The organism is Aquabacterium sp. OR-4, assembly GCF_025290835.2.
In the GTDB taxonomy this organism is placed as follows: domain Bacteria; phylum Pseudomonadota; class Gammaproteobacteria; order Burkholderiales; family Burkholderiaceae_C; genus Pseudaquabacterium.
This window is the reverse complement of the sequence record NZ_JAOCQD020000003.1, coordinates 164,136-175,611: the sequence shown is the minus strand read 5'-3', so window position 1 is coordinate 175,611 and position 11,476 is coordinate 164,136. Positions and strand designations below refer to the sequence as shown.

The 11,476-nt window shown below is 72.0% G+C and carries 9 protein-coding genes and 1 pseudogene; 1 reads left to right on the top strand and 9 read right to left on the bottom strand.

From position 1 onward, the window contains the following. Nucleotides 1-59 precede the first annotated feature (59 nt). The 4 genes from N4G63_RS22800 to N4G63_RS22785 are packed head-to-tail and all read right to left on the bottom strand — an operon-like array spanning nucleotide 60 to nucleotide 4,257. Complete coding sequence (locus N4G63_RS22800) at nucleotides 60-1,340, bottom strand: gallate dioxygenase (RefSeq protein WP_314600355.1); 1,281 nt, start codon at nucleotides 1,338-1,340, stop codon at nucleotides 60-62. A 9-nt stretch (nucleotides 1,341-1,349) separates the two neighbouring features. After that, nucleotides 1,350-2,405: a TRAP transporter substrate-binding protein gene (locus tag N4G63_RS22795; protein ID WP_260789917.1), complete on the bottom strand. Its 1,056-nt coding sequence runs from the start codon at nucleotides 2,403-2,405 to the stop codon at nucleotides 1,350-1,352. A 32-nt stretch (nucleotides 2,406-2,437) separates the two neighbouring features. Then, nucleotides 2,438-3,760, bottom strand: coding sequence for a TRAP transporter large permease (locus N4G63_RS22790; RefSeq protein ID WP_314600354.1), 1,323 nt, complete (start codon nucleotides 3,758-3,760; stop codon nucleotides 2,438-2,440). Further along, nucleotides 3,757-4,257: a TRAP transporter small permease gene (locus N4G63_RS22785; RefSeq protein ID WP_260789915.1), complete on the bottom strand. Its 501-nt coding sequence runs from the start codon at nucleotides 4,255-4,257 to the stop codon at nucleotides 3,757-3,759. Before N4G63_RS22785 ends, N4G63_RS22790 begins: the two co-directional genes overlap by 4 nt. Nucleotides 4,258-4,378: 121 nt before the next feature. Here N4G63_RS22785 and N4G63_RS22780 point away from each other — a divergent pair, with 121 nt between their 5' ends. Further along, the gene (locus N4G63_RS22780; protein ID WP_260789914.1) at nucleotides 4,379-5,284 is read left to right on the top strand and encodes a LysR family transcriptional regulator; all 906 of its coding nucleotides are present in this window, start codon (nucleotides 4,379-4,381) and stop codon (nucleotides 5,282-5,284) included. On the opposite strand, the gene N4G63_RS22775 is transcribed toward N4G63_RS22780, so the two are convergent. From N4G63_RS22775 to N4G63_RS22755, 5 genes and pseudogenes are all read right to left on the bottom strand, one after another. Continuing rightward, complete coding sequence (locus N4G63_RS22775) at nucleotides 5,281-5,880, bottom strand: DUF2894 domain-containing protein (protein ID WP_260789913.1); 600 nt, start codon at nucleotides 5,878-5,880, stop codon at nucleotides 5,281-5,283. The two genes, N4G63_RS22780 and N4G63_RS22775, sit on opposite strands and share 4 nt — an antisense overlap. 100 nt (nucleotides 5,881-5,980) lie before the next feature. After that, nucleotides 5,981-6,646 (bottom strand): annotated as a pseudogene (locus tag N4G63_RS22770) (OmpA family protein); the annotation flags it as partial. Continuing rightward, nucleotides 6,646-9,204 (bottom strand): DUF802 domain-containing protein, encoded by a 2,559-nt coding sequence (locus N4G63_RS22765; RefSeq protein WP_260789911.1) that lies wholly within the window; start codon nucleotides 9,202-9,204, stop codon nucleotides 6,646-6,648. The gene N4G63_RS22765 and the pseudogene N4G63_RS22770, both read right to left, overlap by 1 nt. Then, complete coding sequence (locus N4G63_RS22760) at nucleotides 9,201-10,013, bottom strand: DUF3348 family protein (protein WP_260789910.1); 813 nt, start codon at nucleotides 10,011-10,013, stop codon at nucleotides 9,201-9,203. The genes N4G63_RS22765 and N4G63_RS22760 overlap by 4 nt, the downstream gene beginning before the upstream one ends. A 121-nt stretch (nucleotides 10,014-10,134) precedes the next feature. Further along, on the bottom strand, nucleotides 10,135-11,202 hold the full coding sequence (locus N4G63_RS22755) for a glycoside hydrolase family protein (protein ID WP_314600353.1): 1,068 nt from the start codon (nucleotides 11,200-11,202) through the stop codon (nucleotides 10,135-10,137). Nucleotides 11,203-11,476: the final 274 nt, after the last annotated feature.

The window sequence follows — 11,476 nt, the reverse complement described above, 5'->3', positions numbered from 1 at the left end:
TCGGCCTGTCGATGGGTGGGTTGTTGTTGTTGCGCCGGCCGGCGGGCGCCCGGGGTCGCTCAGTTCGAGGCGATGGCCTGGGCCTGGGCGCCGCCGGCCACCGAGTAGGTGAGCGGCAGCTTGCGCGTGGCCAGAAACTGCGCCAGCGTCTCGCCGCGGAAGGCCGCGTACACCGCGGGGTTGGGCACGCCCAGCACCGCGGCCATCTTCTCGAGCACGAAGAAGCTCACGCCGCGGCGCACCATCTCGATCCAGCGGCGCTCGCGCACCAGCGCCTTCTCTTCGTCGCTGAGGCCGCGCTCGCTGGCCAGGGCCTCGAAGTCGTTGACAAAGCGCTCGCGGTGCGCCGGCAGCACCAGGTCGTGCAAGAAGGCGTTCAGGCGCAGGTTGGCGTGGCTGCGCGCATGGGTGAAGGGGTAGGTGCCGGCGAGATCGCCCGCGCCTTCCAGCTCATGCCCGATGTGCCGGCGGTAGTCGGCCACGGCCTGCGCATCGGGCGCGCCGCCCAGATCCTCGAACACCAGCGTCGCGATGTTGGTGACCGAGGGCGCATAGGTCTGCTTGTGCACCAGGCGCACCTGGGGCGACAGCGCGCCGCGCATGATCAGCCACATGATGACCTCGGCGCCCTCCATGCCGCCCTTGGCCGCGTACTCGGCGATGCGCATGTTCGCCAGCGTGTCGGGGCTGTGCTCGAGCAGCTCGAGAAACTCGGCGTCCCAGGCCTCGTTGAGAAAGCCCGCGCGCTCGCCATGCACCTGGTGCGACAGGCCGCCGGTGGCCATGATGGCCACGTTCAGGTCTTCGGGGTAGCTCTCGATGGCGCGGCGCAGGGTCTGGCCCAGCTTCCACATGCGCCGGGCACTCGGCACCGGCAGCTGCAGCACGCCCACCTGCAGCGGCACGATGCGGCCGGGCCAGGGCCCCCGGGCATCGCCCAGCATCGACAGCGGCGAGAGCAGGCCGTGGTCCACCGGCTTGCCCTGAAAGAACGACAGGTCGAACTCGTCGGCCACCATCGCCATGCCGATGTGCTGGGCCAGGCCCAGGTGGCCGATGGCCGGCGCCACGTCACGCGGGCCGCCGCCTTCGTCGGCCGCCAGGTAGCGGTCGTCGATGCCCAGGGCAAAGGCCGAGTAGTGATCGAAGAAGAAGGACGTGACGTGATCGTTGTAGATCATGAAGATCACGTCGATGCGCTTCTCGTGCACCCAGCCGCGGATGGCATCGAAGCCGTCGAAGATCGGCTTCCAGCCCGGGTCGTCGTGCTTGCCGGTGTCCTTGGCAAAGCCGATGGTGGGCGAATGCGAGGCGCCGATGCCTCCGATGATGCGGGCCATGTCAGCGCCTCACTTGCCTGCGGCGTGCCGGGCGATCAGCGCCTTGGCGTCCTGCAGCATCTGCGTGCCCTTCAGGCCCTTGGCGTCCATCTCCTTGACCCAGTCGGCCGAGAGCTTGTCGCCCATGGCCTTCCACGGCGCCAGCTCGGCCGCAGGGATCACGTTGGTGGTGTTGCGCGCGGTGAGCTTCTTGCCCTCGGCATCGGCCTGCAGGAAGGCGCGGCCGATCTGGCCCGACAGCGCCTGGCCCGAGTTGGCGTCGATCACCTTCTTCAGCTCGGGCGGCAGGGACTCGTACTTCGCCTTGTTCATCGCGAACACGAAGGTGCTGGTGTAGAAGGCCGGCTGCGCGGGGTCGGTCTCGGTGTGGAACTTCACCAGCTCCTGGATCTTCACCGAGGGCACCACCTCGTAGGGCACCACGGCGCCGTCGATCACGCCCTTGCTCAGCGCGTCGCCCACCTGCGGCACCGGCATGCTCACCGGCGTGGCACCCAGCATGGCGATGAACTTGTTGGTCAGGCGCGTGGGTGCGCGCAGCTTCAGGCCCTTCAGGTCGGCCAGGCTCTTGACCGGCTTGCTGCTCATGTGGAACACGCCATCGCCATGCACATGAAAGGCCAGCGGCTTGACGTCCTTGAATTCCTGCTGGCTGTGCTGCTGGGCGTAGTCCCACAGCGCCTTGCTGGTGGCCTCGGGGCTTTGCATCATGAACGGCAGCTCGAAGGCTTCGAGGCTGGGAAAGCGCCCCGCGGTGTAGCCCGGCAGCGTCCACACCACGTCGGCCACGCCGTCGCGCACCTGCTCGAACAGCTGCGGCGGCGTGCCGCCCAGCTGCATGCTGGGGTAGATCTGGCACTTCAGGCGGTTGGCCGACTCCTTGGCGATCTTGTCGCACCAGGGCGTGATGAACAGCGTGTTGGCAAACGAGCTGGCGGGCAGGAAGAAGTGCAGCTTCAGCGTCACCTCCTGGGCCTGGGCCTGGGCCTGGGCTTGGGCAAACGTGGGGCTGACGAGCGCGCTCAGCGCCAGGGTGGCCGCGGCCACCAGCGAACGGGTCTTCATGTCGTGTCCTTCGGGAGAGGGTGTGGGGGGGGTCAGGTCAGGCGATGGACCAGCGTGAGCGCCAGCGCCGGAAACAGGATCAGCAGGGCCAGGCGCACGGCGTCGGTGATCAGGAAGGGCACCACACCGCGGTAGGTCTCGGCCATCGGCACATCGCGGGCCAGGCCGTTCATCACGTAGACGTTCAGGCCCACCGGCGGAAAGATCATCCCGATCTCGCACACGGTGAGGATCAGGATGCCGAACCACAGCGCCTTGTCGGCCGGGTTCAGACCGAAGAAGTCCATGCCCATGATCACCGGGAACAGCGTGGGCACGGTGAGCAGGATCATGCTCATCTCGTCCATCACGCAGCCCAGCAGCACGTAGAACAGCATCACCCCGGCCATCACCAGCAGCGGCGAGAGCTGCAGATGGCCGACCACCTGGGCCAGTTGCGCCGGCAGCTGGCTGAGGGCCAGCGCGGCATTGATCATGTCGGCGCCGATGAAGATCAGGAAGATCATGCCGCTGGTCTGCGCCGTGGTGCGCACCGCCTCGGCGGCCTTGGCGCGGTTGATCTCGCCGCGGGCCAGCGTGATCAGCAGCGTGAGCACCACACCGATGGCCGCGCCCTCGGTGGCCGTGAACAGGCCGCCGTAGATGCCGCCGAACACCACGCCGAAGATGGCCAGGATGGGCCACACGCGCAGCCCGGCCTGCAGCACCTCGCCGGCCGGTGCGGCCTGCGCCGCGGGCGCATGCTGCGGATGGATGCGCACCATCACCGCGATGGCCAGCAGATAGCCGGCAGCCGCCAGCAGCGCCGGCACATAGGCGGCCAGGAACATCTTGGTGATGTTCTGCTCGGTGAGGATGGCGTAGACCATCAGCGTCACCGAGGGCGGCAGCAGCACGCCCATGGTGCCGCCGGTGGCCAGCGCCGCGGTGGCCAGGCGGCCCGAGTAGCCGATGCGCCGCATCTGCGGATAGGCCACCTGCGCAATGGTGGCGGTGGTGGCCACGGTGCTGCCCGAGATCGAGCCGAAGGCCGCGCAGGCCAGCACGCCGGCCATGGCCATGCCGCCGCGAAAGCGCCCCAGCAGCGCATTGGCAAAGTCGAACAGCGCCTTGGCCAGGCCGCCCTGCACCGCCAGCCCGCCCATCAGCATGAACAGCGGAATCACCGACAGGTCGTACACCGACACGCGGCCATACACCGCGCCCTTCAGGTGCGACAGCAGCGGCAGCCAGCCCGACAGCGCCACATAGCCCACGGCCCCGGGCACGAACATCGCGATGGCGATGGGCACGCGCACGGCCATCAGCACCAGCATGGCGCCGAACATCAGCAGACCGATCTGGAAGCTGCTCATGCGGCCTCTCCCCGGCCCAGCAGGCGCTGGCACTGCACCAGGCCGATCAGCACGCACAGCGCCAGGCCCGGCAGCATCAGCGCATAGGGCAGCCACAGCGGCAGGTCCATCAGCATCGAGCGCTCCTGCGCCGCATGGATGTCGATGCCGCCCACCGCCACGCGCCACAGCACCAGGGCCATCACCACCGTGTACAGCGCGGTGCCGGCCAGGTCCATGCGCTGCTGGGCCGCCGCGCTGGCGCGGGTGGTGAAGAAGTCGACGATGATGTTGGCGCGCCGCATCTGCGTGTAGGGCAGAAAGCAGGCCACCACCACCGCGCCGCCCAGCTGCACCAGCTCCACATCGCCCAGGATCGGGTGGGCAAACAAGGCGCGGCCGATCACGCTCACGGTGGTCATGCCGGCAATGGCCAGCAGCACCAGGGCGCCGAGGGCGGCGCTGGCATCGCACAGGCGGCCCAGGGCATCGCCCGGCGGGGATGAAGCAGAACTCATGTTGTCTCCTCGTACGCTGTCCCGCTGACGGGATCGAATCCGGCGGCAATGTAGGTTTGGCCCTGCCGGGCGAGAAGATGGCGCGAACGCCGGGGCGATAACGAATGGTTATCATCTGGCGATGAAGCTCACCAGCCTGCGTGCCCTGGTGGCCGCCATCGAGGAAGGCAGCCTGCGCTCGGCCGCGCGGCGGCTTGGCGTCACCCAGCCGGCGCTCACCAAGCTGATCCGCGAGCTCGAGCGCGAGCTGGCCACCACGCTGCTGCTGCGCAGCACCACCGGCGTGCTGGCCACCGCCCAGGGCATGGTGCTGTACGAGCGTGCGCTGGCCGCCGAGCGCGAGCTGGCCCAGGCGGTGGATCAGATCCAGCAGCTGGGCGGGCGCATGGCCGGCACGCTGACCATCGGCGCCGTGCCGCTGGCGGTGATGCTGCTGATCCCCGAGACCGTGCGCACCTTCGGCCGCGAGTTCCCGCAGATCCAGCTGCGCGTGGTGGAAGAGCTCTACATCGCCCAGCTCACGCGGCTGCGCAAGGGCGAGGTCGACATTGCGCTGGGCCCGCTGCCCGAGCAGCTGCCGGCGGGCGAGTTTGCGGTCGAGACGCTGATGCCGATCTCGATGGTGGTGGTGGTGAGCAAGGGCAACCCGCTGGGCCGGGCCAGGCGCCTGGCCGAGCTGGGCAAGGCGCCGTGGGTGTACACCGGCAGCGGCCCCGAATCAGGCTATGCCCGGCTGTACTACGAGCGCCACGGCCTCGAGCCACCGCCCGCCGCCGCGCTGGTGAACAGCACGCTGGGCCTGCTGTCGATGCTGGCCGGCGGCAACTGCGTGGGCCTGATGCCCTACCAGATCGCCATGCACCCGATGGCCCAGCAGTACCTGGACATCGTGCCGGTGGCCGAAGGCCCGCTGAAGCTCACGCTGGGTGCGCTGGCGCGCACCGACACCGCGCTCAAGCCCAGCGTGCGGCACTTTCTGGCCCACCTGCACCGCGCCGCGCACCACCTGGGCGGCGGCCCGGCCTAGCCCTTTTTTGACGCGGCCAGCTGCGCGCTCTTGGGCGCCGGCTTGCGGGCCGCCTTGCGCACCGGCTTGCGCGCCGGCTTGGCGGCCGGCCGGGGCGGCGTGTCGGCCCCGGGCTCGGGCCTGGTTGTGGCCGGGCTGTCGGCTTTGGCGGCGGGCCGGGGCGCGGGCGGCGCGGCCGGCCGGGGCGGCGGTGGCGGCATCAGCGCGCTGCCGGCCTCGTCCAGCCACAGCAGGGTCTCGGCATAGGCCATGTAGCGGTTGAGGTAGGCGGGCGAGAGCTGCTGCATGCTCTGCAGCGCGCGCAGCACCAGGCGCTGCGAGTTGAGCGGGCCGGCACCCTCGGGCACGCTGGCGGCCGACTGGCGCACCTGCCGCTCGGTGCTGAGCTGGCCCCACAGCTGGCGAAACTGCGCCAGCGTCTGCTGCGTGCCCGGCAGGCCGGCGGCGGCACGCGCCTGCGCGGCATGGGCCAGCAGGCCGCCCAGCGGCGTGCCCGAGGCGGCCGGCGGGGCGGGCGGTGCGACGGGTGCGGCGGCCGCCGCCGGCCGTGGCCCCAACGCCGGCCGTTCAGCGGGCGGGGCCGGCACCGGGGGCATGGGCGGCGCTCGCGGCGTCAGGGGCCGCAGCGGCGGCCGGTGCGGTCGCGGTCGCGGTCGCGGTCGCGGCCGCGGAGCCGGCTGCGGATGCGGCCGCGGCGCCAGGCGCCGAGGCGGCCATCGTGGGCGCCCGCGGCACCGGTGCCATCTCCACCCGCCGGTTGCGTGCGCGGCCGGCGGCATCGGCGTTCGAGGCCACCGGTTGCTCGGGCCCGAAGGCGGCGGCAAACAGGTACGCGGACGGCATGTTGAACTCGATCAGCGTGCGCGTGACGGTCAGCGCGCGCTGGGCCGAGAGCTCCAGGTTGTCGACGTACTCGCGGTTGCGGGCGCGCAGCAGGCGGTCGTCGGTGAAGCCGCTGACCATCAGCATTTCGCCGCGTGCGCTCAGGTAGGCGGTGAGCGGCGGCGCCAGCGACTTCAGCAGCTGCCGGCCCTCGGGCTGCAGCTCGTCGGAGTTTTGCGCAAACAGCACGCTGCCGCTGATGCCGATGCGGCCGTTGACCAGGGTCACGCGGCCCGTGGCCAGCGGCCCGGCCAGCGCCTGCTCAAGGCTCAGGCGCTGCTGCTCGGCAGCCTGGCGCTTCTTGACCTCGTCCTGCAGGCTGCTGGCCAGATCGAGCTGCGCGCCCAGCACCAGCACCAGCATCAGCACAAAGGCGCCCAGCAGGCCGGCCATCAGGTCGCCAAACACCGCCCACACCGGCGTGCTGGCGTCCAGGCCGTCCTCGGCCAGGCCGGCGTCGAGCGGGTCCAGCGCAGCCATCAGCCGGGCTCGGCGGCAAACAGCGAGGGCTGGTGCGCCAGGCGCTGCAGGTCTTCAACGATCTGGCGTTGCGACAGCAGGCTCAGGTCGATGACCTCGCGCGCCTGGGCCACGTAGTAGGCCAGCTGCTCGTCGCTGCGCGCGGTGGCCTGGGTCAAGGCGGCCTCCAGGCGCTCGAGGTGGGCGGTGAGCACCTGGCTGGAGCTGCCGAACTGCGCCACCGCGCCGCCAAAGGCCTCGCCCAGGCCGGCCACATCGGCGGCACTGCCGGCGATCTGCGCGGCACTGTCGGACAGGCGGTTGGACTCGGCCTGCACCTGCTCGCCAAACTGCGCGGCGGTCTGCGCCAGCATCGCGCCCGACGAGGCCACCAGGCCGTCGATGGCGCTGCGCTGCTCGGTGGCAGCGGCGTTGACGGTGGCCAGCAGGCCGCCCAGGGTGTCGAGGATGCGGCTGCGCTCCTCGAGCAGCGCGTTGTCGCGCGCCATGCTGTCGCTGAGCTTTTCGCGCAGCTGGCCGATCACCTCGGCCGCCGCACGCGGCGCCTCGGCCACGGTGGCCATCACCGCGGCCATCTCGGCCAGGGTCTCGCGCGACTGGATCTCGGCCTGCGCCTGCAGGCGCTGCGCGGTGGCCTCCAGCGTGGCGCAGATCTGCGCCTGCTGGGCCTGGGCCTGGGCGCCGGCCTGCTGCCACTCGGCCTGCAGCGCGGTGGCGATGCCTTGTACCGTCTGGGTCAGCGTGGCCTGGCGCTGGGCGTCCTGCGCGGCCAGCGCATCGGTCCAGCCGGCATGGGCGGCGTCGAGCCGCGCCAGCACCTCGCCCGCCTGCGTGGCCAGCGTGCCGGCGGCGCCATCGAGCGCCTGACGCAGCGAGTCAGCGGCCTCGGCATTGCGCTGGCGGTGATCGGCCAGGGCCTCGCCCCAGCCTTCGGTGACCCGGCCCACCGCGCCGTCAAAGCGCTGCGACAGGCCTTCCAGCTGCGCCTGCAAGGCGCCGGCGGTGCGCTCGTGCAGCGCCGTGGTGTCGCGGCCGATGGCGTCCATCGTGGCCTGCACCACCGGCTGCAGCGTGGCACCGGCTGCGCGCGCGCTCTCGGCCAGGCTGGCGCGCAGCGACTGGTCGACCGAGGTCGCCAGCGCGCCATAGGCCGCGGCGGCTTCGTGGTGAAACTGCGCCTGGCCCGCGCCCAGCTGCGTGGCCAGCGCCTGGTGCTGCTGCGTGAGCTGCTCGCCCAGCGTGTGCAGTTGCTGGGCCAGGCCGCTGGCGCTGCTGGCGCTGTGCTGCGCCACCTGGGCCATGGTGTCGCGGCTGTGCAGGGCCATGGCCTCGGTCACGGCCTGGCCCTGGCGCGCCAGCTCGGCCATGGCTTCGCGGCTTTGCGTCACCAGCTCGGCGCTGGCGTCGCGGCTGAGCTGCGCCACCTCGGTGGACAGGCCGCGGCTGAGCTGCGCCATGTCGGCGCTGAGGCCACGGCTGAGTTGCGCCACCTCGGCGGCCACGCCGCGGCTTTGCTCGGCGACCTCGGTGGCCACGGTGCGGCCCTGCTCGGCCACCGCGCTGGCCAGCAGCCGGCTCTGCTCGGCCAGCTGGCTGCCGGCGGCCTGGCTTTGGGCCGTGACCTGCGCCAGCACCTGGCGGCCCAGGCCGGCCAGCTCGGTGGCCACCGTCTGGCTGTGGCGGGCCAGCTGGCTGGCCACGCTCTCGCTGTGCTGGGCCACCTGGCTGGTGAGGGCCTGGTTCTGCTGTGCCAGCTGGCTCATCAGGCCCTGGCTTTGCTGGCCGAACTGGGTGATCAGGGCCTGCAGCTGCGCAGCCACGTCGGGCAGTGCCTGGGCCTGCTGCTGCTGCAGGCGCAGCGCCTGCTCGCGCTGCTGCAGCGCCCGCTCGCGCTGGTGCAGCGCCCGCTCGCGCTGGTGGGCCGGGCCGAAGGGCCGCAGCGCCCCGGCCAGGGCGGCATCCAGCGCCTGGGCCACGGCCACGCGCTCGCGCCGGCACAGCGCCGACACCAGGCCCAGCATGGCCGAGGCAGCCACGCCGGCCACCGAGGTGCCGAAGGCCACGCCCAGGCCGCGCACCGGCGCGGTGAGCGCGGCGCGGATGGCCGCCAGATCGGTGGTGGCCTCCAGCGCCGACACGGCGCCCTTGAGCGTGACCACCATGCCCACAAAGGTGCCCAGCATGCCCAGCAGCACCAGCAGGCCCACCAGATAGGGCGTGAGCCCGGGGCCGGGCAGGCCCACGCGCTCGCCGGCAATGCGCAGGCGCACGGCCGGCGCCAGGCCGGCGGGCAGACGGGCCAGCCAGGCGTCCAGGGCGCCGGCATCCGCCGGTGCCGCGCCGGTGGACAGCTCGGCCAGCGCATCGCCCAGGCCCAGGCTGGCCTGGTGAAAGCGCCGCAGCTCGAGCCCGCCGACGGCATAGGTGGCGCCGATCAGCAGCGTCATCACCAGCGCCAGCGGGTTGGACGGTACATAGCCCGCGGCCACCCAGGCCACGGCCAGGCCGCCCACGGCGTAGGCGCCCAGCGCGGCGCGGGTCCACTGGCGGCGCGTCATGGCCGGTCTCCCGGGGCCGCCGGGGTGGGCGCCACCGGCGAATCCGCCGCGGTGGCCGCGGTGGCCGCGCCGGCGTTGGCCTGTTTCAATGCTTCCATCATTCCCTCGATCGGCTTGAGCCGGATGTCCAGCTCAGCCAGCAAGACCCTCTGCACCGTGGCCCCCAGGCTGGCCACATCGGGCGCCGCGCCGGCCGTGGCGCTCACCCAGTCCAACTGCGCCTGGCCCGGCTGGCCCAGTCGCTCGGCATGGCGCTCCAGCAGCGCCGGCACGCGGCCCAGGGCGTGGCGCTCGCGCTGGGCCAGGGCGTCGTCCAGCACCGCGTCCAGCGCCGCCAGCCGCGCCAGCGGCGGCGAAGCCACGCCCAGCGCCGCGCGCACGCGCTGGCGCAACGGGCCCAGGGCGGCGGTCATCGCGCGCTGGTGCTGCTGACAACGCAGCCGCAAAGGCGTGAAATCCGTCAAGGGCTCGACCGCCCCGGCTCCGGCCACGGCCCCGGCCACAACGGCCGGCTGCGCCGCCAGCACCTCGTCGCTGGTGATGGCCCGCGACAGCGTGCTGCGCACCCGCGCCAGCTCGTCGGCCGCGGCCCGCGCGGCCCTGGCCGCCAGCCCGGCCGACGCCTGCACCGCCGACGCCGGCGCCTGCAGCGCGGTGGACAGTGCGATGGCATCCGTCCATTCCAGCCAGGGGCCCAGCCGCTCCGCCACGGTGAGCGGCGGTTCGGGCAGATCGACCTGGGCCAGGTCCGAGAGCAGGCGGGTCAGCGTCGAGCGGGCGAAACGGTTGCGCGGCGGTGCGGACGCCATGCCGAAAAAACGGTGGAACCAGGCCCGGAGTCCGGGCCGCGAAAAGCGGCGGACTCTACCATTTCCGGCCACCTCGCCCGCTGGCCACCCAGGTGGCCCGGCCGGCGGCCAGGCGCCGCACTCAGCGCACCGGGTAGGCCTGGCGCAGGGCCTCGTACTGCGGGCGGGTGATGGCCATCATGAAGCCGTGGCGCAGGCCGGGCGGCATCTCGAAGCGGTTCCACTCGGCCACGCCGGAGTTGCCCCAGGCCTCGATCCAGGGCCCCTGCAGGCGCGGCGCCATCGACAGGCCGTAGCTGGTGCCGGCGTACTGCTCGTAGTAGAGCAGCCAGTCCAGGCCGTTGGGCGCGCGGATCAGCGTGGGCGCCTCGCGGAAGGCCGGGCTCAGCGGCGGGCCGGGTTCGGGGTAGGGGCCCAGCAGCGCCGGGGCGCAGCTCATGCGGATGGTCTTGCCGGTGGTCCACAGGTAGGACGGAAAGCGCTCGTCCTTCAGCACCGCGCAGTAGCCACCTTCCGGGTTGGCGACCATGAACACGTCGATGGTGGCCATGGGCCAGGCAAACAGCCGCCGCGGCGGGCCCTCGAACTGCTGCAGGTCGGGCGACAGCAGGTACAGCGTGTGCTGGCTGGCCCAGTAGCGCTCGGGGTCGTCGGGTGTGCCGGGCACGTTGGGTGTGTGCCATGTCAGCAGGTAGCGGCGCGAGGGCGCGTCGTAGTAGAGCTTGGGCGCGCCAATGCGCTGCATCGGGTGCGGATAGCCCGGCGTGCTGGCCAGATCGGGCCGGTGGCTGCCCAGCGGCGACCAGCGAACCAGGTCGTCCGAGACCCAGAAGCGGATCTCGGGGTCGTCGTCGCTGCGGTTGCCCACCAGGTAGTAGCGGCCGTCATGGCCCTGCACGATGGACGGGTGGCCGCGGTAGTCCGGCGACACCGGCTGGCCGCCGTTGAGCCGCTGCCAGTGCAGGCCGTCCTGGCTGATCGCGTAGTGCAGCACGCCGTAGCGCTCGCTGGTCATGTGGGCAAACAGGTAGTGGGCGCCGGCGCTGCCCGGGGCCGCGGGCGCCACCGTCGGGTCAGCCGCCGCGGCGCAGGGCGCCACCAGGCCCAGGGTCAGCAACGCACGCGCCAGCCTGCGCTGCACCCCGGCGCGGCGGGCCCCGCGTTTGACAAGCGTGATCCAGCTTTTCATCGCAATTTGAATGGTGATAAATGATTCAAGCCACGGAGCCCAGCCATCGCCTGGCCTGCCGCCGGCGGGCCGCTGGCAGCCCGGCGGCCACCCATGACGGCCTGTGAAGGCCGTGCCGGCATTGTGCGCAGCCGCGCCTTGCGGTGTCGCTAGGTGTTTTAACCATATCGCTTACTAACAATCTTGTTCGCGATAATTTGCCACCCAGAACCAACCCACCCGGGGGAGACACATGCCAGGCCCGACACCGCCCATCAGCCCATCCACGGAGCGC